Consider the following 23,354-nt stretch of genomic DNA (forward strand, 5'->3'; position numbering starts at 1 on the left):
AGCGCTAGCGCTGTGCGTCGGCTACGGGTACCGCTGTGGGGGTGGTATCCGTGACGGGTGGGGCCGTGCGTGGTCGCTTCGCGCCGCACGGCCCCGCTCCTGTACCCGGCCAGGAGGCGCGGCTCGCCCCGCGCGGGTCGGTATCGTTCCGCGGGTGCGCACCTCTGGACCCCTCGTGCTCGACGCCCTCGTCTGGCTCGTGTTCATCGCGCTCTTCGTCGGCGCGGCGCTGCTCGTCAAGGTCGCGGCCGTGCTGCTCGTCGTCCTCGTGGCGCTCGCGCTCCTGCTCGGCTTCGTGCTGCGGGCGCTCCGGAAGCGCCGACGGGCGCCGCGCCGCCCGCGCTGACGACTCCGCGGTGACGGCTGCGTGGTGCGAGGTTCCGCACGTCGTGCGACCCTCGAGACATCGCACCGAACACGGAACCTCGCACCGTACGCGGCAGCCCTCGCACCGTACGCGGCAGCCCTCGCACGGTGCGAGGTTGCCCGCCGCCCGCACCGTCCGGCCCGTGCACGCCGCAGAGCCCGCCCGGTAGGCTGTCCGAGTGAGCGAAGTCGAGATCGGTGCAGGCAAGCGCGGACGTCGGGCGTACGCGTTCGACGACATCGCGGTGGTCCCCTCCAGGCGGACGCGTGACCCGCGCGACGTCAGCGTGCAGTGGTCGATCGACGCGTTCACGTTCGCGTCGCCGATCCTGTCGGCACCGATGGACTCCGTGTCCTCGCCGGCGACGGTCATCCAGATGGGCAAGCTCGGCATCCTCGGTGTGCTCGACCTCGAAGGTCTGTGGACCCGCTACGAGGACCCGACCCCGTACTACGACGAGATCAAGTCGCTCACCGACGGCAACGTCACGAAGCGCATGCAGGAGATCTACTCCGAGCCGATCAAGGCCGAGCTGATCACCGCACGCCTGGCGGAGATCCGCGCAGCCGGGGTGCCGGTCGCCGGTTCGCTCAGCCCGCAGCGCACCCAGGAGTTCTCGAAGACGGTCGTCGACGCCGGTGTCGACCTGTTCGTCATCCGCGGCACCACGGTCTCCGCCGAGCACGTCTCCCAGACCGAGGAACCCCTCAACCTCAAGAAGTTCATCTACGAGCTCGACGTCCCGGTGATCGTGGGCGGTGCTTCGACGTACACGTCGGCGCTGCACCTCATGCGGACCGGTGCCGCCGGTGTGCTCGTCGGCTTCGGTGGTGGCGCAGCGTCGACCACCCGCGCCGCGCTCGGCATCCACGCCCCGATGGCGACCGCCGTCGCGGACGTCGCCGGTGCCCGTCGTGACTACCTCGACGAGTCGGGCGGCCGCTACGTGCACGTCATCGCCGACGGCGGGCTCGACACCGCGGGCGACATCGTCAAGGCCATCGCCGTTGGTGCCGACGCCGTCATGCTCGGCACCGCGCTCGCCCGTGCGACCGAGGCCCCGGGTGGCGGCTACCACTGGGGTGCCGAGGCGCACCACCCCGAGCTGCCCCGCGGCCGCCGGGTCGAGGTGGGCACGATCGCCCCGCTCGAGAACGTCCTGAACGGTCCGACGCCGACCCACGACGGCCGCGCGAACCTGGTCGGTGCCCTCCGCCGCTCGATGGCGACGACCGGATACTCCGACGCCAAGGAGTTCCAGCGAGTAGAAGTGGTCGTGGCGCCGTACCACCAGTGACGGTGGCACCCGGGCACGACCCCGGGTGACGCCACGGCGCCGACCGTGACCCGGAGGCGACGATGGCCAAGTCCAGCACGACGAAGCAGACCAGCACGGCCGGACGTCCGCGTGACGTCACGCCCGGCGTGGGGTTCGACCCCGCGGCGAAGCTCGGGCCGGACGAACGTGCGGCCGCGATCGAGACGCTGAAGACCAAGGAGCTCGACGTCCTGGTCGTCGGCGGCGGGATCGTCGGTGCCGGCAGTGCGCTCGACGCCGTGACCCGTGGCCTGAGCGTCGGCATCGTCGAGGCCCGCGACTGGGGCTCGGGGACGTCGAGCCGTTCGTCGAAGCTCGTGCACGGCGGCATCCGCTACCTCGAGCAGCTCAACTTCGCACTCGTCCGCGAGGCCCTCATCGAACGCGGCCTGCTGCTGCAGCGCATCGCCCCGCACCTGGTGAAGCCCGTGCGCTTCCTCTACCCGCTCAACCACCGGGTCTGGGAGCGCTTCTACATCGGCATCGGCATGGCGATGTACGACGTGTTCAGCTGGTCCGGCGGCCGTCCGCCCGGCGTCCCGCACCACCGGCACCTCAGCCGGAAGCAGGTGCTCAGGAACATGCCCGGGCTCAAGAAGGACGCCTTCGTCGGCGGCATGACGTACTACGACGCCCAGGTCGACGACGCGCGCTACGTCGCGTCGCTCGTGCGGACCGCCGCCTCATACGGTGCCGAGGCAGCGAGTCGCGTCCGCATCGAGGGGTTCATCAAGGTCGGGGAGCGCGTGGTCGGCGCGCAGGCCCACGACATCCAGACCGGCGAACGGTTCGAGATCCGCGCGAAGCAGGTCGTCAACGCCACCGGTGTCTGGACCGACGACACCCAGGCGATGATCGGCACCCGCGGCCAGTTCAAGGTGCGGGCGTCGAAGGGCGTCCACCTCGTCATCCCCCGTGACCGGTTCCAGTCGAACACGGGCATGATCCTGCGCACCGAGAAGAGCGTGCTCTTCGTCATCCCGTGGGGCCGGCACTGGCTCGTCGGCACGACCGACACCGACTGGTACCTCGACAAGGCGCACCCGGCAGCGACCGCGGCGGACATCGACTACATCCTCGAGCACGTCAACAAGGTGCTCGCCGTCCCGCTCACCCGCGAGGACGTCGAGGGCGTCTACGCCGGCCTCCGCCCGCTGCTGGCGGGGGAGTCCGACCAGACCTCGCAGCTCAGCCGCGAGCACGTCGTCGCGCACACCGTGCCCGGGCTCGTCGTGGTCGCCGGCGGCAAGTGGACGACGTACCGCGTGATGGGCAAGGACGCCATCGACGAGGCCGTCGCGGCCATGGACGGCAGGATCCCGGAGTCGACGACCGAGGACATCCCGCTCCTCGGCGCCGAGGGCTACCCCGCCGCGTGGAACCGACGCGCCCGCACCGCACGGAGCTTCAACGTGCACAAGGTCCGCATCGAGCACCTGCTCAACCGGTACGGGACCCTCGCGACCGAGGTGCTGCAGCTCGTCGAGCAGGACCCGGCACTCGCCGAGCCGCTGCCGGGGGCCGATGACTACATCGGCGCCGAGGTCGTCTACGCCGCCTCGCACGAGGGCGCCCTGCACCTGGAGGACGTCCTCGCCCGCCGAACCCGCATCTCCATCGAGGCCTGGGACCGCGGCGAGTCAGCGGCGCCCGTCGCCGCGAAGCTCATGGCGGACGTGCTCGGCTGGGACCAGGAGACGACCGAGCACGAGGTCGCGAACTACCTGAAGCGCGTCGCCGCCGAACGGGAGTCGCAGCTGCAGCCCGACGACGAGAGCGCGGACCGCGTGCGGCTCGAGGCCCCGGACATCGCGTTCGGTTTCGACGAGGACGACGTGGTCGTGGGCGGCGGCCGTTCGGACGGCGCCGAGGGCGCGAAGGCGTCCGACGAGCAGGTCGTCGGCGAGAAGACGAGCGAGCCGGAGTAGCGAGCCGGAGTAGCGAGGCCAGCAGACGCCGTCGTGTCACCGAGACGCCGGCGTCTGCGGGTTGAACAAGACGCCGTCGTGTCGTGTCGACGCCGTCTGGTCGTCGAGACGCCGCCGGATCCGGCGGCGTCTCGGTGTCGACGAGGCGTCTCGACAAGACGACGGCGTCTTGCGGAGTCCACCCGTGCCTCCAGACCGGAAGGATGGAAGACCGGACTGGAGGCCCGTGGTTCGTCCGTCAGGCGGCGTGCGCCCGCAGGGCGGCGCGGCGCACGTGCGCCGCCTGGCCGACCACGAGCACCACCGGGATCCCGATCAGCGCGACGAGGCTCGTCACGTACAGCACGCCCGACCAGATCGTGTGGTCACCGCCGCCGACCCCGTAGGCGTCCGCGACGTCCATGCCGAGGGTGAACGCCGCCACGAACGACATCGGCGTCCCCATCACGACGACGGCGAGCAGCACCGCCGCGATGACGTGCGCCCTCGCCCGGGTGATGAGCAGCAGCACCGACAGCCCCGCGGCGAACAGGACACCGACGACGGCGATCCCGATGACGGTCGCGATGTCCGCTCCGACCGAGAAGCCCTGCTCCGAGAGCTCGGCGTGGATCTCCGCCAGGCTCGCACCGGGGACCGCGGCGAGCGGGTCCAGCACCAGTGCGTCCACCGCCAGCAGCGCTGCGTACAGCGCGACGACCAGCACCCCGACGACGGCCACGACGATCCGTGTTCTCCCCATCCACAGAACAGTAGCGGGAGGAATGCGCGGGGCCACCGGGTGGTTAGCATGGGGGTACTCGAAGAGGGAGCCATCATGGTCGACGTCCATCGCGTCAAACTCCCCGGAGTCGGCGTGCTGCACAGCTTCTACACCGACGACGGTGGCAAGTGCGGTGTCATCACGCACCGGTCGGGGCACTCCGACCTCATCTCGTTCGCCGACGTCTCCGACGGCGCGGACAAGTCCGAGAAGGTCTCGCTGCGTCTCAGCGAAGACGAAGCGCACACGCTCGCCGAACTCCTCGGCGGTACCCGGATCACCGAGGGCCTCGACAAGCTCGACGAGATCCCGGGGCTGTCCATCGACTGGTTCTCCGTCGACTACGACGACGCCATCGCGGGCAAGCCCCTCGGCGACCTGCACGACTCCGGCTTCATCGGCCTGACCGTCGTCGCCGTGGTCCGTGGCGACAGCGCCAACCCGGCGCCCTCGTCGGACTTCGTCGTCTTCCCCGGAGACACGATCGTCGTCGCCGGATCCCCCGAGAAGGTCGCCAAGGCGTTCTCCTTCTACCGCAGCGGAGAGCTTGCGGCCGCCTCGGCCGAGGCCCCGCGGAAGAGCTAGCGCATGCACCTGGGTGGTGAGCTGCTCACCATCGGTGTGCTCTTCGTCATCGCCTACGTCCTGGGCCGGCTCGGCAAGACCATCGGTCTGCCGGCCATCCCGATCTACATGGTGGTCGGACTCGTCGCGAGTCCGAACACCCCGTGGTTCGGGCTGAGCGTCGAGTCCCACACGATCGAGCTCATCGCGACGTTCGGGCTCATCCTGCTGCTGTTCAACCTCGGGCTCGAGTTCGACCAAGAGGAGTTCTACGGCAACGCCGGCAAGCTCCTGGTGTCGGGCGGCACCTACGTCGTCATCAACATGGGCGTCGGGTTCGCCTTCGGGTTCTCGCTCGGCTGGGGCACCCGTGAAGCCCTGATCATCGCGGGCATGACGGCGACGTCCTCGAGCGCCATCGTGACGAAGCTCCTCATCGAGCTCCGGCGCCTGGCGAACGACGAGACCCCGATGATCCTCGGCGTCACCGTGATCGAGGACGTCTTCATCGCCGTCTACCTGGCGATCGTCTCCGTCGTGCTGTCCGGCGACACCAACGTCTGGGCCGTCGTCGGCAAGCTGGCACTCGCGTTCGGGTTCCTCATCGTGATGTTCACGCTCGCGCGCTTCGCGGGCAAGTGGGTCTCGAAGATCTTCGCCACCCGTGACGACGAACTGTTCACGGTGCTGTTCTTCGGACTCGCGGTCATGTTCGGTGGCATCGGCGACCTGCTCGGCGTGACCGACGCCATCGGTGCCTTCGTCATCGGCCTGCTCTGCGGGGCGACCCGGTACCGCGACCGCATCGAACAGCTCGCCCTGCCGATGCGCGACGTCTTCGCCGCGTTCTTCTTCGTGAACTTCGGGCTCGGCCTCGACCTGTCGACCTTCGGCGAGGTGCTCTGGCCCGTCCTCGGCGCCATCGGCATGACGGTCGTGCTCAACGCGGTCGCCGGCCAGATCGTCGCGCGGATGAACGGCTTCAACGTCCAGCAGGGCATCAACACCGCCGTCATCCTGGTGAACCGTGGCGAGTTCGCGCTGATCCTCGCGACGCTGTCGGCTGCCGCCGGGCTGGAGGCGCGGATCACCGCCTTCGCGGGCCTCTACGTCCTCTGCATGGCCGTCCTCGGGCCGCTGCTCGCGGTGAACTCGGACCGGATCGGCCGCCTCGTGGTGCGCCCGGGCCGGCTCATCCGGCTGCGCGGACGCCTGGGCGGCCGACGCGCCGTCGCCGCGGCAGCCGCTGCCGAGAGCGCCGAAGCGGCCGAGGCCGAGGCGGACGCCACCGCCGCGGCGCGGAAGGCCGAGCGGGACCGCCAGTTCGCCGAGGAGTTCGCGCTCGTCGAGGCGGCTGGCAGGGACGAGCGAGACAATGAGGGGTCCCACCCGACGTCCGCCCCCGTGACGTCGCCGGTCGAGATCCCCGCCGAGCGCCCCGAGCGCCCGGTCCGACAGCGCGATCCGGAGTACTGATACAGATGTGGGCCGTTGCCCGACGACCGAGGTGGATCGCGCTGCTGTTGCTGGCGCTCGTGCTGGCGGCGGTGTTCGCCGGGCTGGGCAAGTGGCAGCTGGAGCGGTCGATCGCCAACGGCAAGCCCCTGCCGGCGACCACCGAGACCCGCCGCACGCTCGAGGCGGTCACCACCCCCGAGCGCCCCGTCAGCGAGAGTCTCGCCGGGCAGAAGGTCACCGTCACCGGGACCTTCGTCGCCGACGACACCACCGTCCTGACCGGCCGCACCGGGGGTGGGAAGTACCAGACCGTCGGTCACCTGGTGGACTCGGACGGTGGGGCGAGCCTCCCGGTCGTCATCGGGTGGTCCGACCAGCGGCCGGCCGCCGTGGCCGGGGGCGAGCGCCTGGCGGACGGCCAGACGCTCACGATCCAGGGCCGCTACTACCCGGCGGAGTCGCCCGACCAGGACGCCTACAAGAAGGGCGAGTACTCCGCCGTCGCCCCCGCCCGCTTCGTGAACACCTGGCAGGCCTTCGACGACCGCATGTACCTCGGGTACGTCGTCGCCGACGGCACCACCGCGAAGGCCGCCGACCTCGGCACCATCGCCGACCGTGCACCGTCGCGCGAGGTCCAGTTCGACTGGCTCAACCTGTTCTACGCGATCGAGTGGGTCGTCTTCGCCGGCTTCGCCGTGTTCCTCTGGTACCGGTTCGTGAAGGACGCCTGGGAGCGCGAGCAGGAAGAGGAGCGCGAGGCAGCCCTCGCCACCGAAGCCGACGCGCTCCGACGGTAGGATTGCCGGCATGGCCCTGACCGTCCGAACCCGTGACATCCCCAAGATCCCGGGGGCGGTGAAGTGGTACCGCGTCTCGGCGTACATCACCGGTGTGCTGCTGCTCGCCCTGGTGGTCGAGGTCATCATCAAGTACACGCCGCTGCAGCTCGAGATGCAGCTCGGCAACGGTCCGTTCTTCGTGCCCAACGGCACGGCGGGCGAGACCCCGGGCACGTTCAACCTGTCGATCGCGATCCTCATCGCCCACGGCTGGCTGTACGTGCTCTACCTCTTCACGGACTTCCGTCTGTGGAGCATCATGCGCTGGAGGCCGTCGCGCTTCCTGCTCATCGCCCTCGGGGGCATCATCCCGTTCATGTCCTTCGTGGTCGAACACCGCATGCAGCAGCGGGCCATGGACACCTACCACGAGCTGATCGCTGCCCAGCAGCGTGAGAAGGAGGCCGCTCGGTGAGCGAGACCGAACAGCGTCCCGTCCTCGTCGTCGACTTCGGGGCCCAGTACGCGCAGCTCATCGCGCGTCGGGTCCGTGAAGCGAACGTCTACAGCGAGATCGTGCCGCACTCCATCACCGCGGACGAGGTCCGCGCCAAGGACCCGGCGGCCATCGTGCTGTCCGGTGGTCCGTCGTCCGTGTACGAAGAAGGCGCGCCGTCCCTCGACGGTGACATCCTCGACCTCGGCGTCCCCGTGCTCGGCATCTGCTACGGCTTCCAGGCCATGGCGACCGCCCTCGGCGGCGAGGTCGCGAACACCGGTCTGCGCGAGTACGGCGCCACCGACGTGACGCTCGCCCCCGGCACCAGCACCCTGCTCGGCGACCAGCCGGCGGACCAGGTGACGTGGATGTCGCACGGCGACTCCGTGGCCAAGGCACCGGCCGGCTTCGAGGTGCTCGCCTCGAGCGCATCGACGCCCGTCGCGGCGTTCGCGTCCGACGAGCGCAAGCTCTACGGCGTGCAGTGGCACCCCGAGGTCAAGCACTCCGTGTACGGCCAGGCCGTGCTCGAGAACTTCCTGCACCGTGCCGCGGGCCTGCCCGGCGACTGGAACTCCAGCAACGTCATCGAGGAGCAGGTCGCCCGCATCCGCGAGCAGGTCGGTTCCGCGCGGGTCATCGCCGGGCTCTCCGGTGGTGTGGACTCCGCCGTCGCCGCAGCACTGGTGCACAAGGCCGTCGGCGACCAGCTGACCTGCGTCTTCGTCGACCACGGGCTCCTGCGTGCCGACGAGCGGAAGCAGGTGGAAGAGGACTACGTCGCCTCCACCGGCGTCCGGCTCATCACGATCGACGCCGAGCAGCAGTTCCTCGACGCCCTCGCCGGCGTGAGCGACCCCGAGCAGAAGCGCAAGATCATCGGGCGCGAGTTCATCCGCACGTTCGAGGGCGCGGCCGAGGCACTCGTGCTCGAGGCCCAGGCGTCCGACTCCGATGCCGAGGTCAAGTTCCTCGTGCAGGGCACGCTCTACCCCGACGTCGTCGAGTCCGGCGGCGGAGCAGGCACCGCCAACATCAAGTCGCACCACAACGTCGGCGGCCTGCCCGAGGACATGACGTTCGAGCTCGTCGAGCCGCTGCGCACCCTGTTCAAGGACGAGGTCCGTGCGGTCGGTCGCGAGCTCGGGCTGCCCGAGGTCATCGTCGGTCGCCAGCCGTTCCCCGGCCCGGGCCTGGGCATCCGCATCGTCGGCGAGGTCACGAAGGAGCGGCTCGAACTGCTCCGCTCGGCTGACAAGATCGCGCGCGAAGAGCTCACCGCGGCCGGTCTCGACCAGGAGATCTGGCAGTGCCCGGTCGTGCTGCTCGCCGACGTCCGCTCCGTGGGCGTGCAGGGCGACGGCCGGACCTACGGGCACCCGATCGTGCTCCGTCCGGTCTCGTCCGAGGACGCCATGACCGCCGACTGGACGCGTCTGCCGTACGACACCCTCGCGAAGATCTCGAACCGCATCACGAACGAGGTGCCCGACGTCAACCGGGTCGTGCTCGACGTCACGTCGAAGCCGCCGGGGACGATCGAGTGGGAGTAGGGCTCCCCTGAGCAACGGAAGGCCCGGTACGCGTCACGCGTGCCGGGCCTTCGTGCGTCCGGGGGCGTCCCGGGGTCGGTGCCGGAGTCGCACGAACTGCCGTCTGCCGGGACGTCGGACGGCAGTTCGCGCGACCCGGGCGCTAGACGTGCGGCGTGTTGTGTGACCTCGGCCGGCTGGAGTCGGGGGCGTGGGCGTGGGCGTGGGCACTGCCGCGGCCGTCGAGTGGTCACGACACCCCGCGGGCCCGGTGCCGAGGGGTCACGAACTGTCGGCTGGCCCCGGCCCGGAGGACACTTCGTGACCTCTCGGCGGGCGTTCGGCGGGGTGTTGTGACCACTGGGAGCGCCGCCGGGACCGCCGGCCGCCGCTCTCGCTTCCACCGGCCCGGGAACGACGAAGGGCCCCGGCAGCGCCGGGGCCCTTCGTGTGTGCGGTGGTACTAGTTGCGCGAGCTGCTCGCGACGATGGCGAGGATGCGCAGGATCTCGAGGTACAGCCAGACGATCGTCACGATCAGGCCGAACGCCGCGGTCCAGGCGTAGATGCGAGGAGCACCACGACGGACACCGGTCTGGATCTGGTCGAAGTCGAGGATCAGCGAGTACGCCGCCATGACCACGACGAGGATGCCGATGATCACGCCGAGCGGGATGCCGAAGATCGTGATCCCGAGTGCGCCGAACGCGGTGTCCGTCACCCCGGTCCACATCAGGACCAGGTTGATGAGCGAGAACACCATGTACCCGACCATCGCGACGAGGAAGAAGCGCGTGGCCTTCGGCGTAGCGCGGACCTTGCCCGATGCGAACAGCGCGAGCGTCACGGCGAAGACACCGAGCGTCCCGAACACCGCCTGGGTGACGATGCCACCCCACATCGAGTTGTACGCGCCGGAGATGCCACCGACGAACAGACCCTGGACGAACGAGTACGTCAGGATCAGACCCGGTGACGGCTTCTTCTTGAAGGTGTTCACGAGGCCGAGCACGAGGCCGACGACCGCCGCGACGATCCAGACGACCGGCGGCAGGTTCCAACCGGCCACCGCGCCGACGACGAGCACGCCGAACGCGAGCAGCGTCTTGACGATGGTGTCTTCGTACGACATGCGGTCGGTGTCCACCGGGGACGCAGTCGGACGGTCGTACATGTACTGCAGCTGCTCGGGGGTCATGCCGCCCTGGGCCTGCTGCGGGGTCTGTCCCCAGCCGGCCTGCTGCTGACCAGCACCGCGCCCGCCCCAGGTGTTTGCCCCCTGTGCGTTGAAGGCGGGGGACTGGTCGAAACCGGGCTTGAAGGCCATGGTGTCCTCTTCCTAGGAGATTCGAGTCCTCTCAGCCTAGGGGCGCTCGGTCGCGGAAGGCTGAGGATTCGCGGCGAGCGGACGCGGGCCCAGCGGGCTCCGTCGAGGGAAGCCTAGGGTCGCCCGCTGCACGCGCGCCCCGAGGACGTCGAGAGTCCGCCGTCGAGCCCGTCGAGCCCGTCGAGCCCGTCGAGCCCGTCGAGCGCGCCCGTCCCGACGGCAGCGCCGGGTAGAGCCACGTGACGAGCGCGACCGAGATCGTCATGAGCAGGAACCACGCCACGATCTTGGTCGGTGCCACCGGCTGCCACGCCGCGAGCTGCGCCGGGTAGCTCCACGCCCCGGCCCAGGTCGCGACGTTCTCCGCCGCCCAGATGAACACCGCGACGAGGGCCATCGCCACGAGGACGGGCATCCGCAGCGTCGCCCGGTGGATCCGGACGTGCATGGTCGTGCGGGCGAAGAGCAGCAGCACGAGCGCGAGCAGCACGTACCGGGCGTCGGCGACGAAGTGGTGGCCGAAGAAGTTCAGGTAGATCCCGCCCGCCACGACCGCCAGCAGCCACTGCCGCGGGTACCGGTCGAACCGCAGGTCGAACAGCCGGTAGACCCGCACCATGTACGACCCGACGGCGCCGTACATGAACCCCGAGAACAGCGGCACCCCGGCGACGACGAACAGCCCACCCGGCTCGTAGGTCCACGAGCTCATGTGGGTCTTGAACACCTCCATCACCGTGCCGACGACGTGGAACAGCAGGACGACCCGGAGCTCCCGCACGGTCTCGAGCCCGAACACGAGCATCCCGACCTGCAGCAGCACGGCCGCGATCGTCAGGACGTCGTTCCGCATCGCCGCGGGCACGGTCAGGTGCACCACCGCCATGGTCGCGAGCAGCAGCGCCCCGAACGCGCACGCCCAGGCCTGCTTCGCGCCGAACACCAGGAACTCGGTGACGAACACCCGGACGGGCCGGTGCGGCTGGTGCCCGGCGTCGAGCAGGCGGCGAGCGGCGCGGTCGATCCGAGCCTCGACGGCGGTGGAGAGCGAACGGACGGTCATGCGGTGATGGTCGGCGTCGTCGCTGGGAACGACGGGCCTCGGAACGCCGGGTGTGTCCCGCGACACAGGTGCCCCGCTGGTCACCCGCGGCCAGTAGGGTCGCGCCATGACCCTCGTGATCGCCCACCGCGGTGCGTCCGGCTACCGTCCCGAGCACTCGCGGAGCGCGTACGAGCTCGCGATCGAACTCGGCGCCGACGCGATCGAACCGGACCTGGTGCCCACGAAGGACGGCGTGCTGGTACTCCGGCACGAGAACGAGGTCTCGGGCACCACGGACGTCGCCGACCACCCCGAGTTCCGGCACCTGCGCACGACGAAGACCGTCGACGGCCAGACCCTGACCGGCTGGTTCACCGAGGACTTCACGTGGGCCGAGCTGCAGACGCTCCGCACCCGCGAGCGCCTGCCGGTGCTGCGTCCGGGATCGGCCGAGCACGACGGTGCGCAGCCGATCCTGCGGCTCGTCGACCTGCTCGCGATCCTCGACGCGGCGCCCCGCCCGGTCGGGCTCGTCGCCGAGGTGAAGCACGCCGCGTCCTTCGACCGCGCCGGGTTCCCGATGGGTGCACTCGTCGACGCCGCGCTCGGCGAGGCCGGGTGGCGGCAGGACGAGCGGCTCACGGTGGAGAGCTTCGAGAAGGGCGTGCTGCGCGACCTGCGCGAGCGGGGGACCGGTGGTCGGCTCGTGTACCTCCAGGAGGCCCGTGGCAGCGCCGCGGACGAGGTCGCGTCCCACGGATCGCTCGCCCCCACCTACGCCGCCGAGCGCTCCGAGGACGCGCTCGCGTCGTTCGCGACCGAGTTCCACGGCATCAGCGTCGACCTCGGCACCCTGATGGCCGGCGTCGACAGCGTCGCGCTCGACGACCCGACGCCGGTGCGCAGCGCAATCGTCGACCGCGCCCACGCCGCCGGGCTCGCGGTGTACACGTGGACTCTCCGGCCGGAGAACCGGTTCCTGCCGTCGCCGCTGCGTCGTGGTGGCGACGTCGCGGCCTTCGGCGACTGGGAGCGGTGGTTCACGTCCGTGATCCGCACCGGGCTCGACGGGGTGTTCGCCGACCACCCCGACCTGGCGGTGCGTGCCCGGTCAGTCCTCGAGCGCCTCGAGCGGGATGCCGGTTGACCGGAGGACCTCGGTGGCCTCCTCGCGTGCGGACGTGGCAGCGGCGCGGAGCCCGGCCAGGTCCTCGGGCCGGTAGAACCACGAGCTCCGGTCGCCGGGCGAGACCGTCCGTTGCGCGTCCGTCAGGTCGGCGTCGTGTTCGCCCTTCCGGAGGTCGGCACGCGCACGGTCGAGCGCCTGCAGGACTGCCGAGGCACGGATGACCTCGGCCGCGGGCAGGTCCCCGGGCGCGAGACGGGCGACCCGAGGGTCGATCGGTGTCACCGGGAGGGCCTGCACCGGTGGCTGTCGGCGCCGCCGTCGATCGACGAGGACCGCGACGGCGGACGAGACGACGAGGAACACCACGACGGCGACGAGGAGCCGGGCACTCCTCGGGAACGTCGCCACAGCGAGGGCCCCGAGTACGGCCAGGCACAGCCCAGCGGTGACCAGGCCGACCGACAGCGGGACCAGGCACCCCGCCGTGTCCTGTCGAGACCGCTGAGCACGGGCCCGACGGTGGCTCTCGATGATCGCGGCGGGGTCGTCACGCCCGTCCGGAGGCAGGATGCAGAGGACGTCCTGCGTGGTGGGGATCGCGGCCGACGTCGCAGGGAGCACGAAGACGTCAGGTCGGTCCGGTGTGATCGCCACGGCGCCATCCTGCCGCACGAGGTCGCTGTCGGGGGTCTCGCCTAGAATGTCCCGAACATGACGATCGTGCTCGACCCCTTCGAATCGACGCCCGAGCCGGGCGCCGGTGCCCGCGCGTACGAAGACCCGTTCACCGCGGGTCTGAACCCCCAGCAGAAGGAAGCCGTCGAGTACCGCGGCGAGTCCCTGCTGATCGTTGCCGGCGCCGGTTCCGGCAAGACGAGCGTGCTCACCCGCCGCATCGCGCTGCTGCTCGCCAACCGCGAAGCCTGGCCGTCGCAGATCCTGGCGATCACGTTCACGAACAAGGCCGCCGCCGAGATGCGCGAGCGCGTCCGGGCCCTGGTCGGTGGCGAGGCCGAGGGGATGTGGATCTCCACGTTCCACTCGGCGTGCGTGCGCATCCTGCGGCGCGAAGCCGAGCGGTTCGGGTTCCCGCAGTCGTTCACGATCTACGACTCCGCCGACTCCAAGGCGCTGTTGAAGCGGATCATCAAGGAGCTCGAGGCCGACTCCCTCGGGCTGACCGTCGGTGCCGCGGCGTCGAAGATCTCGAAGCTCAAGAACGAGCTGCAGGACATCGACACCTACGCGCGCAACATCAACGTGAACGACCCGCAAGAGGTCATGTTCACCGAGGTGTTCCGGCGCTACACGAACGAACTCCGCCGGGCGAACGCGTTCGACTTCGACGACCTCATCGGGCAGACGGTGTTCCTGTTCCGGGCCTTCCCCGACGTCGCCGCCCTGTACCAGCGCCGCTTCCGGTACATCCTGGTCGACGAGTACCAGGACACGAACCACGCCCAGTACGCCCTGATCCGTGAGCTCACCCGCCCGGTTCCGGTCGAACAGGTCGACAAGCTCGAGGACTCCGGCCAGCACGTCGCCCGGATGCGGGAGACCGACGGGTCGATCGCCCCCGCGTCCCTGACGGTGGTGGGCGACTCCGACCAGTCCATCTACGCCTTCCGCGGGGCGGACATCCGCAACATCGTCGAGTTCGAGCGGGACTTCCCGAACTCCAAGACGATCCTGCTCGAGCAGAACTACCGCTCGACCCAGAACATCCTCGACGCGGCGAACGCGGTCATCGCGAACAACTTCGACCGCCAGGCGAAGAGCCTGTTCACCGACGTCGGCGCCGGCGAGAAGATCGTCGGCTTCACCGGGTACACCGGCCACGACGAGGCGCAGTTCGTCGCCGACGAGATCCAGCGCCTGCGTGAAGACGGCATGGACTACCGCGACATGGCCGTGTTCTACCGGACCAACTCGCAGACCCGTGCGCTGGAGGAGATCTTCATCCGTGCGGCGATCCCGTACCGGGTGCTCGGTGGCACCAAGTTCTACGAGCGTGCCGAGATCAAGGACGCCATGGCGTACCTGATCACGGTCGCCAACCCGGCCGACCCGATGGCCCTGCGCCGCATCCTCAACGTGCCCAAGCGCGGCATCGGCTCGGTCACCGAGACCACGCTGCAGCGCTACGCCGACGTGCACGAGACCACGATGCGCGACGCCCTGCGGCACGCGGGCGAGCTCGGGTTCGGGCCGAAGGTGCGGAACGCCATCACCGAGTTCGCGGCGCTGCTCGACGCCGTGTCCGAGAAGGCCCCGACGCAGCCGGTGGTCGACACCCTGACGCAGCTGCTCGACGGCTCCGGACTGCTCGACAACCTGCGGAAGTCGCCCGACGCGCAGGACGCCGCCCGTGCCGACAACATCGACGAGCTCGTGGCCGTGACGCGTGAGTTCCAGAAGAACAACCCCGAGGGCACGCTGTCGGACTTCCTGACCGAGGTCTCGCTGGTCGCCGCCGCGGACGAGCTCGACGACTCGTCGGGCACGGTGTCGCTGATGACGCTGCACACCGCGAAGGGCCTGGAGTACGACGCGGTGTTCCTGACCGGCGTCGAGGAAGACCTGCTCCCGCACCGGATGTCCGCCAACGAACCCGGCGGCCCGTCGGAAGAGCGCCGGCTGTTCTACGTGGGCATCACCCGCGCCAAGAAGGTCCTGTTCCTGTCCCTCGCGATGACCCGTGCCCAGTTCGGTGACGTCAACGTGGCGATGCCCTCGCGCTTCCTGCAGGAGATCCCCGAGGGGCTCATCGAGTGGAAGCAGTCCCCGGGCATGGCGAACAGCCGCGGTGGCACGCAGCCCCGCGCCCTGAACGCCAAGCGTGACGGCGGCTTCGGCGGCGGTGGCGGCGGCGGCGGTGGCTACCGCGGTGGTGGTGGCTGGGGCGGCGGCTCGTACGACCGTGCAGCAGCGGCCTCGAAGACCCGTCCGAAGACCGAGTGGGCGAACCGGGTGTCCGGGCAGGTGCGCGACAACGGCGACATGGAACTCGTCGCCGGCGACCGCATCAAGCACGTCGACTTCGGCGAGGGCACGGTGTCCGCGGTGACGGGGCAGGGCGCCAAGCGCATCGCCGAGATCGCGTTCGACTCCGCGGGCCGCAAGAAGCTCCTCATCAAGATCGCCCCGATCGAGAAGCTGTAGGAGCCCTCACCGGTCCACACCGAACCGGCAGTCGCGGCCGGTCTGGAGTTCACGGAACGGACCCGGGGCGTTCCCCCGCGATCCGTACGGTGCGGTGCTGTGCAGAACAGCCCTGACGACCGCGACGACGCCCACGACCACGCCGGAGAGCGCAGCAAGCGCATCCCGGTCTCCCGCCGGGGCTTCCTGGTCGGATCCGGACTCGCCGGTGCCGCCGGACTCGTGGCGTCGAACGGCTTCGGCAGCGCCCCGGCCGTCGCCGATGCGCTGACCGCGGCACCCGCCGTGGCCCCGGCAGCGCTCGGCGGATCGGCCGCGGCCGCGCAGGCAGCGGTGGCGCGCGGACACACCGGACGGTGGCACCCGGACACGACCTCGCCGCGCTTCACCGTCGCGGTGATGCCGGACACGCAGTACATGTTCGACGGCGCCGCGGTCGACCAGGCACCGATGCGCGCCTCGCTCGAGTACGTCGTCCGCGAGCAGGCCCGGCACAACACGGTGTTCCTCGTGCACCTCGGCGACCTGACCCAGAACGGTGCGGCGTCCGAGATGCGCGCGTCCGGTGCGGTCTTCGACGTGCTCGACCGAGCCGGGGCGCCCTACAGCGTGCTCGCCGGCAACCACGACGTCGACTCCTCGACCGACGACCAGCGCGGCCGCACCCCGTACCTCGACGTGTTCGGTCCGCAGCGGTTCCGGAAGGCCCCGGGCTGGATCGGTTCGAGCCCCGACGGCTACAACACCGCCCACCGGTTCACCGCGGCCGGCCGCGAGTGGGTCGTCCTGGCACTCGACTGGCGGACGAGCGCGAGCGGGCTCGCCTGGGCCAGCTCCGTGCTCGCGGCCCGGCCGCACGCCCCGGTCATCCTCACGACGCACGCCCTCGTCGACTCGGACGCCAGCGGTGGAGCGGCGTTCGACCCCTACGGCCAGCAGCTCTGGGACTCCTTCATCTCGAAGCACGACCAGGTGTTCCTGACGCTCAACGGGCACTACTGGGGTCCGGGCCGCACGACGGCGAAGAACGCCGTGGGGCACGACGTCGCACTCCACCTGACCAACTACCAGAACCGCTACTACGGCGGCGCGGCCATGATCCGGCTGTACCACGTCGACCTCGAGCGGAACGTCATCGACGTCGAGACGCTGTCGCCGTTCCTGCTCGCCGGCGGTCTCGGCGACGTGAACGAACTCGCGGCCCAGGAGACCGCGCTCAGCGGCGACGTCGACCGCTTCACCATGGCCGTGGACTTCGACGCGCGTTTTCGCGGGCTTCGCGCCGGTCGCACCACGGGCCTCCCGGCCGGCGGCACGCATGCTGGTGCCGGGGACGCTCGCGTACTGGCGGTTCGACGGCAACCCGGACGGGGCGGCGCTCGCGCCGACGACGCGGGTGCGCGACCACAGCGGCAAGGGCAACGACCTGGTGGTCGCCCGCCGGACCGGCGCCGTCGCAGGGGCGCTGCGCTGGACCGCCGCACACCACCCCGACCAGCCGGGCGCCGGCAGCCTCGCACTGCAGGGCGGCAAGACCGGCGGCGACCACCTGCAGACCGTCGACACGGCACCGCTCAACCGGACCCACTTCCCCCGTGGCTACACGGTCGAGGCGTTCTTCGCGCTGCCGACCACGTTCGACCCGAGGACGAACGGGTTCAGTGCCCTGCTGTCGCAGTACTCGAGCGCCGGCCAGGTGGGGAAGGCGACCGGAGCCGACGGTGACCCGGACGAACCCGCGATGACGCTGAGCCTGTCGGGGGACCGCGAACTGCAGTGGTGCGTGTACCCGACGAGCCAGGACGGATCGCTGACGAACTGGGGGCACGAGTTGCCGCTCGGCGCCTGGTGGCACGTGGCCGTGGTGAACGACGGGACGCACACCGTGCTGTACGTCGACGGGTGCCCGGTCGTGCGCAACCCATCCACCCCGAACCGCGGTCTCAGCACGATCGGGAAGCCGTGGCTGCTCGGTGGGTACCGCTACGGCGACAAGCTCGACAACGTGTTCGTCGGGTCGATCGGCGACGTGCGCATCGTCGGCCGGGCCCTGCAGCCGAGCGAGTTCATGAACGCCTGACGTCCGGCGGCGGACGCCTGGCCCGCGCGGTGGGTGGGGGCTCGGGCTGCCGGGCAGACGTGCGTCTGACACGCCCGGCCGTTCGGCGCGCCCCTCGTTTAGGTGGCACGATGACGGTTAGTGAGGTTAGCCTTACCTAACGTGACACCTTCCATCGAACTCCTGACCACCGCCACCGCCGAGCGCTACCGCTCCGCCGTGACGTCCACGGTGGACCGTCTGGCCGACCGCTTCGCCGCCGCCGACCGTCCGACGACCGACACTGCTCCCGAGGTCCTCCGGGCCCGGGTGCAGGACGTCGACCTCGACGCCGAACCCCTCGGGACGGACCGCGCGCTCGCCGAACTCGACGAGCTGTTCGTCCGCGAGGCCGTCTGGTTCCACGACCCGGCGTACCTCGCGCACCTGAACTGCCCGGTCGCGCTGCCCGCGGTCGCCGCCGAATCGGTCCTGGCCGCCGTGAACCCGTCGGTCGACACCTGGGACCAGTCCCGCATCGGCACCGAGATCGAGCGCCACGTCGTCGCCTGGCTCGCCGGTCGGATCGGGTTCGCCGCGGGGGACGGCATCTTCACCTCGGGCGGCTCGCAGTCGAACCTGCAGGCCCTGCTGCTGGCGCGCGAGGCCCTCGGCAGCAGCGGCACCGTGTTCACGACCGCGGAGACCCACTTCAGCATCGCGAAGTCGGCACGGCTGCTCGGGCTCGAGGCCGTGGTCGCCGTCGCCACCGACCACGCCGGCCGGATGGTGCCCGCTGCCCTCGCCGAGGCGATCGCCGCCGCCCGCGCAGCCGGGCAGACGCCGATGGCCGTCGTCGCCACCGCCGGCACCACCGACCGCGGGGTGATCGACCCGCTCGAGCCGATCGCGGACGTCTGTGATCTGGAGGGAGTGTGGCTGCACGTCGACGCCGCGTACGGCTGCGGGCTGCTCGTGTCCCCGACCCGCCGGCACCTGCTCGACGGCGTCGAACGGGCCCGGAGCGTGACCGCCGACCTGCACAAGTCGTTCTTCCAGCCGGTGTCGTCGAGCGCCCTGCTCGTGCAGCGCCCGGAGGACCTGCGGCGCACCGCGTGGTACGCCGACTACCTGAACCCCGAGGACGCCGCCGAGCCGAACCAGGTCGACAAGTCGCTGCAGACCACCCGCCGGTTCGACGCCCTGAAGCTCTGGGCCACCCTGCGGGCGACCGGCGCCGACGCGATCGGTGCCGCGTTCGACGCCGTCATCGACCTCGCCGCGGCCACCCACCGGATCGTCGAGGAGCACCCCGACCTGGTGCTCGTCGCGCCGACGCAGCTCAGCACGGTGCTGTTCCGCTGGCAGCCCGCCGGCATGACGGACGAGGCCGCCGACGCGCTGGTCGCCCCGATCCGCTCGGCCCTGCTCGCCGATGGCCGCGTGCTCATCGCCAAGACGGTCATCGACGGCCGACCGTGCAACAAGCTCACGCTGCTCAACCCCGAGACGACGCCGGAGCAGATGCGCGCGTCGCTGGAGCACGTCGTCGCGAGGGCCGCGCGCGTCCGAGCCGCCACCACCGAGACCGAGGGAGCGAACCGATGACCGCCGACCGCACCGCCGCCGACCGCACCCGCGCCACCGCCGACCCCGCCGTGCACGACGTCGTCGGCATCGGCATCGGCCCGTTCAACCTCGGCCTCGCCTGCCTGACGGACCCGATCGCCGACCTCGACGCGGTCTTCCTCGACGCGGCTGACGGCTTCGCCTGGCACCACGGCATGATGCTCGACGACGCCACGATCCAGGTACCGTTCCTCGCCGACCTGGTGACGATGGCCGACCCGACCTCGCGGTTCTCGTTCCTCGCGTGGCTCAAGGAGACCGGGCGCCTGTACCCGTTCTACATCCGCGAGGACTTCCACCCACTGCGCAGCGAGTACGACGCCTACTGCCGCTGGGCCGCCGACCGGCTCGACACCCTGCGGTGGGGCCGCCGGGTGACCACCGTCGAGCACGACCCGGTCACCGACACGTTCACGGTGCACGCCGAGACCGATCAGGGTCCCGAGACGTACCGCGCGCACCACGTCGTCGTGGGGATCGGCACCGAGCCGTCCGTCCCCGCCCCGCTGCGTGGGATCGGCGGGCCGGCCGTGCACTCCGCCGAGTTCCTGCCGAACCGCGACGCCCTGCGCGACGCCGGGTCGATCGCCGTCGTCGGCAGCGGGCAGTCCGCCGCCGAGGTCTACCGCGAACTGCTCGAGGACATCCGGCAGGACGGCTACCGCCTCGACTGGATCACGCGGTCGCCCCGGTTCTTCCCGATGGAGGACACCAAGCTCACCCTCGAGATGACGAGCCCGGAGTACACGGACCACTTCCACGGGCTGCCCGAAGCCGTCCGCGACCGCCTGGGGCGGGAGCAGCGCGGCCTGTACAAGGGCATCAGCGCCGACCTGGTCGACGACCTGTACGACCAGCTCTACCGGATCAGTGCGCGCGGCCCCGTCCCGACGACGCTCCGGACCGAGACGAGCGTCGTCGACGCCGCCTGGCTCGCCGACCGCGGCACCTACCGGCTGACGCTCCGCCACGAGCAGCTCGACCAGACGTACGAGCACGAGGTCGAGCAGCTGGTGCTGGCCACCGGGTACACCCCGCGGGTCCCGCGGTTCCTCGACCCGGTCGAGCACCTCGTCGCCCGCGACTCCCGCGGTCGCCTGGCGGTCGCCCGCGACCACCACGTCGACACCCTGGGCGGACGCATCTGGGTGCAGAACGCCGAGGAGCACACGCACGGCCTGACCGCGCCCGACCTCGGCATGGGTGCGTGGCGGAACGCGTCGATCATCCGGTCCGTCACGGGTCGCCCCGTGTACGGCCTGGAGGCCCGGATCGCCTTCCAGGAGTTCGGCCTGCCCGCCTCGGGGCCGTCAACAGCAGCGCCGTCCACCGCCCACCCCGGCGCGGCGGAGCGCGCGCCGGCCCGGCCCGCGACCGAGCGCGCGGAGGTCTCCGCATGAGCACGACCGTGACCACCACGGAGCCGGACGCGACCGCGCCTGGGGGAGCCGAGCCGGGCCTCCTGACCGTCGAACCCGTGGACCCGGAACGCGACGCCGCCGTCGTGCAGTCGTGGCTCGCCCACCCGGCGTCGTCGTGGTGGGAGATGGGCGACCTCGACGTGGACGCCGTGCGCACCTACCTGGCCGGCGTGCAGGCGGACCCCGCGCAGGCAGCGTGGCTCGGCCGCCGGAACGGTGAACCGTGCTTCCTGGCGGAGACCTACGACCCCTCCGCCGTCCTGCTCACCGACGTGTGGGCGGCCGAACCCGGCGACGTCGGCATGCACCTGCTCGTCGCGCCGGTGCCCGCTGACCGTCGCGTGCACGGCCTGACCAGCGCGGTGATGCGTACCGTCGTCGAGCACTGCCGGGACGCCCTCGGCGCCCGTCGGGTCGTCGTCGAACCGGACGTGCGGAACACCGCCGTGCAGGCGAAGAACGCCGAGGTCGGGTTCCGCGCGCTGCGCCAGGTGGACGTCGACGGCAAGCGGGCCCTGCTGTCGGTGCTCGACACCGATCGCATCGGCGTTGCCGATGACGACGGGCCGGCCGCGCACCTGCGGCCCGAGCACCTGGAGCCCGCAGAACGGCACCTCGTCGCGAAGGCGATCGCGGAGTTCACCCACGAACGGCTGATCGCACCTGTACCGGACGGGGACAAGTGGCGGCTCGAGGCGGGGGAGTCGACCTACCGGTTCCGCGCCCGGCAGCACGTGCTCGAGCACTGGTCGATGGACGAGGCCTCGCTGACGCGGACCCGTGCGGGGGCGCCGGCGCCGCTCAGCGCGCAGGAGCTCGTGCTCGAACTGCACGAGGTGCTCGGGATCCCCGACGAGTTGCTCGGCACGTACCTGGAGGAGATCGCGTCGACGCTGGCGAGTGCGGCGGCGAAGCACCGGCGGGGCGGACCGTCGGCCGGGCAGCTGGCGCGGGGGCGGGGCGGGGCCGGGTCGGGCGGGGCGTCCGTTTCGTCCGGTGCGGCCGGTTCGTCCGGGGCCGTCGAGGACGTCGTCGCGTCGTTCCAGGACGTCGAGGCGGCGATGACCGAGGGGCACCCGGCGTTCGTCGCCGCCAACGGGCGGATCGGGTTCGGGCTCGACGAGTACCGGGCGTTCGCGCCCGAGTCCGGCGGCCGGTTCCGGTACCGGTGGCTCGCCGCCCGACGCGAGCACACGCACCTGGCGCTCGCCGCGGACCGGACCGAACAGGCGCACTGGGAGTCCGAGCTGTCGGCGGCGGTCGTGGCCGGGTTCCGTGCCACGCTGGAGCGTCGCGGGCTCGACCCCGACGACTACGTCTGGCTGCCCGTGCACCCGTGGCAGTGGCAGCACCGGATCGCCGTGACCTTCGCGCCCGACCTGGGCCGACAGGACCTGGTCGACCTGGGCGAGGGACCCGACGAGTACCAGCCGCAGCAGTCCATCCGCACCGCGTTCAACCGCACCGACCCGGCACGCTCGTACGTGAAGACGGCGCTCGCCGTGCAGAACATGGGGTTCCTGCGGGGGATGTCGCCCGCCTACATGCGGAACACCCCGGCCGTGAACGACTGGGTCGAGTCGATCGTCTCCGCCGACCCCACGCTCGCCGCCGCCGGGTTCTCGGTGCTCCGGGAGCACGCCGCCATCGGCTACACGGGCGACGCCTACCACCGGGTCGACGTGTCCTCGCCGCAGCGCAAGATGCTCGCGGCCCTGTGGCGGGAGAGTCCGCTGCCGCGGGTGGCGGACGGCGAGCGACTGCTGACGATGGCGGCGCTGCTGCACCGGGACGCCTCGGGGAACGCCGTGGTCTCGGCGCTGATCGAGGCCTCCGGTCTGCCCGCCGACGTCTGGGTCCGGCGCTGGCTCGACGCCTACCTGCTGCCGGTCGTGCACTGCCTGACCGTGCACGACCTGGTGTTCATGCCGCACGGCGAGAACCTGGTGCTCGTCGTGCGCGACGGCGTCGTGGTCCGCGCCGTGATGAAGGACATCGGCGAGGAGGCCGCGGTGCTCGGTCGGCACGACGACCGCCCCGTACCCGACGACATCGACCGGATCGTGCACCCCGTGTCCGACGACGAGGCCGCGCTGGCGGTGTTCACCGACGTGTTCGACGGGGTGCTGCGGTTCGTCGCCGCGATCCTCGACGACGACGCGGTGCTGCCGGAGTCCCGCTTCTGGCAGGTCGTGGGGGAGTGCATCGACGACCACGCCGCCGCGCACCCGGACCGCCGGCGTCCCCTGGACCTGCGGGTGCCGACGTTCGAGCACTCGTGCCTGAACCGGTTGCAGCTGCGGAACACGCTGTCGATGGTCGACCTGGCGGACCAGTCGGCGTCGCTCATCCGGGCGGGGGAGATGGTGAACCCGATCGGCCCGTAGGGGCG

At 71.0% G+C, this 23,354-nt stretch carries 18 protein-coding genes and 1 pseudogene; 15 read left to right on the top strand and 4 right to left on the bottom strand.

From position 1 onward, the window contains the following. The first annotated feature begins 154 nt into the window (after nucleotides 1-154). The 3 genes from BIU91_RS18460 to BIU91_RS05980 all read left to right on the top strand — a co-directional run bounded on the left by BIU91_RS18460 (nucleotide 155) and on the right by BIU91_RS05980 (nucleotide 3,613). Nucleotides 155-346, top strand: a complete 192-nt coding sequence (locus tag BIU91_RS18460; protein ID WP_139196644.1) for a hypothetical protein — start codon at nucleotides 155-157, stop codon at nucleotides 344-346. 199 nt (nucleotides 347-545) lie between these two features. Further along, complete coding sequence (locus BIU91_RS05975) at nucleotides 546-1,664, top strand: GuaB3 family IMP dehydrogenase-related protein (protein ID WP_027466694.1); 1,119 nt, start codon at nucleotides 546-548, stop codon at nucleotides 1,662-1,664. A gap of 62 nt (nucleotides 1,665-1,726) precedes the next feature. Next, complete coding sequence (locus BIU91_RS05980) at nucleotides 1,727-3,613, top strand: glycerol-3-phosphate dehydrogenase/oxidase (RefSeq protein ID WP_071404640.1); 1,887 nt, start codon at nucleotides 1,727-1,729, stop codon at nucleotides 3,611-3,613. A gap of 238 nt (nucleotides 3,614-3,851) precedes the next feature. Here BIU91_RS05980 and BIU91_RS05985 read toward each other — a convergent pair whose 3' ends face one another. Next, nucleotides 3,852-4,355 carry a hypothetical protein gene (locus BIU91_RS05985; RefSeq protein WP_071404641.1) on the bottom strand — a complete coding sequence of 168 codons (504 nt, stop codon included), beginning with the start codon at nucleotides 4,353-4,355 and terminating at the stop codon, nucleotides 3,852-3,854. Between the two features lie 75 nt (nucleotides 4,356-4,430). Here BIU91_RS05985 and BIU91_RS05990 point away from each other — a divergent pair, with 75 nt between their 5' ends. From BIU91_RS05990 to guaA, 5 genes are read left to right on the top strand one after another with little or no spacing between them, the layout of a single operon-like run. Beyond that, a complete protein-coding gene (locus BIU91_RS05990) occupies nucleotides 4,431-4,961 on the top strand; it encodes a TrkA C-terminal domain-containing protein (RefSeq protein ID WP_017885470.1) in 531 nt (176 codons plus the stop codon). 3 nt (nucleotides 4,962-4,964) lie between these two features. Next, nucleotides 4,965-6,416, top strand: a complete 1,452-nt coding sequence (locus tag BIU91_RS05995; protein WP_071404642.1) for a cation:proton antiporter — start codon at nucleotides 4,965-4,967, stop codon at nucleotides 6,414-6,416. Nucleotides 6,417-6,463: 47 nt separating this feature from the next. Then, the gene (locus BIU91_RS06000; RefSeq protein WP_171907789.1) at nucleotides 6,464-7,198 is read left to right on the top strand and encodes an SURF1 family protein; all 735 of its coding nucleotides are present in this window, start codon (nucleotides 6,464-6,466) and stop codon (nucleotides 7,196-7,198) included. A gap of 10 nt (nucleotides 7,199-7,208) precedes the next feature. Further along, a complete protein-coding gene (locus BIU91_RS06005; RefSeq protein ID WP_017885467.1) occupies nucleotides 7,209-7,655 on the top strand; it encodes a DUF3817 domain-containing protein in 447 nt (148 codons plus the stop codon). Then, nucleotides 7,652-9,232 (top strand): glutamine-hydrolyzing GMP synthase, encoded by a 1,581-nt coding sequence (guaA, locus tag BIU91_RS06010; RefSeq protein WP_071404644.1) that lies wholly within the window; start codon nucleotides 7,652-7,654, stop codon nucleotides 9,230-9,232. Before BIU91_RS06005 ends, guaA begins: the two co-directional genes overlap by 4 nt. A 442-nt stretch (nucleotides 9,233-9,674) precedes the next feature. Here the strand turns inward: guaA and BIU91_RS06015 are convergent, their stop codons facing one another. Both BIU91_RS06015 and BIU91_RS06020 read right to left on the bottom strand, forming a co-directional pair. Continuing rightward, nucleotides 9,675-10,538, bottom strand: coding sequence for a Bax inhibitor-1/YccA family protein (locus tag BIU91_RS06015; protein WP_071404645.1), 864 nt, complete (start codon nucleotides 10,536-10,538; stop codon nucleotides 9,675-9,677). Nucleotides 10,539-10,569: 31 nt separating this feature from the next. After that, complete coding sequence (locus BIU91_RS06020; protein ID WP_071404646.1) at nucleotides 10,570-11,601, bottom strand: DUF817 domain-containing protein; 1,032 nt, start codon at nucleotides 11,599-11,601, stop codon at nucleotides 10,570-10,572. A 106-nt stretch (nucleotides 11,602-11,707) separates the two neighbouring features. Here BIU91_RS06020 and BIU91_RS06025 point away from each other — a divergent pair, with 106 nt between their 5' ends. Further along, a complete protein-coding gene (locus BIU91_RS06025) occupies nucleotides 11,708-12,730 on the top strand; it encodes a glycerophosphodiester phosphodiesterase family protein (RefSeq protein ID WP_071404647.1) in 1,023 nt (340 codons plus the stop codon). On the opposite strand, the gene BIU91_RS06030 is transcribed toward BIU91_RS06025, so the two are convergent. Then, nucleotides 12,695-13,366 (bottom strand): hypothetical protein, encoded by a 672-nt coding sequence (locus BIU91_RS06030; protein WP_071404648.1) that lies wholly within the window; start codon nucleotides 13,364-13,366, stop codon nucleotides 12,695-12,697. The genes BIU91_RS06025 and BIU91_RS06030 overlap by 36 nt on opposite strands. Nucleotides 13,367-13,423: 57 nt before the next feature. Here BIU91_RS06030 and BIU91_RS06035 point away from each other — a divergent pair, with 57 nt between their 5' ends. The 6 genes and pseudogenes from BIU91_RS06035 to BIU91_RS06055 all read left to right on the top strand — a co-directional run bounded on the left by BIU91_RS06035 (nucleotide 13,424) and on the right by BIU91_RS06055 (nucleotide 23,349). Further along, a complete protein-coding gene (locus BIU91_RS06035) occupies nucleotides 13,424-15,874 on the top strand; it encodes an ATP-dependent helicase (RefSeq protein WP_071404649.1) in 2,451 nt (816 codons plus the stop codon). 450 nt (nucleotides 15,875-16,324) lie between these two features. Continuing rightward, nucleotides 16,325-16,708: pseudogene (locus tag BIU91_RS19510) on the top strand (metallophosphoesterase); the annotation flags it as partial. Between the two features lie 484 nt (nucleotides 16,709-17,192). Continuing rightward, the gene (locus BIU91_RS19515) at nucleotides 17,193-17,954 is read left to right on the top strand and encodes a LamG-like jellyroll fold domain-containing protein (protein ID WP_366556894.1); all 762 of its coding nucleotides are present in this window, start codon (nucleotides 17,193-17,195) and stop codon (nucleotides 17,952-17,954) included. A gap of 141 nt (nucleotides 17,955-18,095) precedes the next feature. After that, a complete protein-coding gene (locus BIU91_RS06045; RefSeq protein WP_071404650.1) occupies nucleotides 18,096-19,520 on the top strand; it encodes a pyridoxal-dependent decarboxylase in 1,425 nt (474 codons plus the stop codon). Then, nucleotides 19,517-20,941 carry a SidA/IucD/PvdA family monooxygenase gene (locus tag BIU91_RS06050; protein WP_071404651.1) on the top strand — a complete coding sequence of 475 codons (1,425 nt, stop codon included), beginning with the start codon at nucleotides 19,517-19,519 and terminating at the stop codon, nucleotides 20,939-20,941. Before BIU91_RS06045 ends, BIU91_RS06050 begins: the two co-directional genes overlap by 4 nt. Then, complete coding sequence (locus BIU91_RS06055) at nucleotides 20,938-23,349, top strand: GNAT family N-acetyltransferase (protein ID WP_071404652.1); 2,412 nt, start codon at nucleotides 20,938-20,940, stop codon at nucleotides 23,347-23,349. The genes BIU91_RS06050 and BIU91_RS06055 overlap by 4 nt, the downstream gene beginning before the upstream one ends. The last annotated feature ends 5 nt before the right edge of the window (nucleotides 23,350-23,354 follow it).

The organism is Curtobacterium sp. MMLR14_002 (assembly GCF_001864975.1).
GTDB lineage: Bacteria > Actinomycetota > Actinomycetes > Actinomycetales > Microbacteriaceae > Curtobacterium > Curtobacterium flaccumfaciens.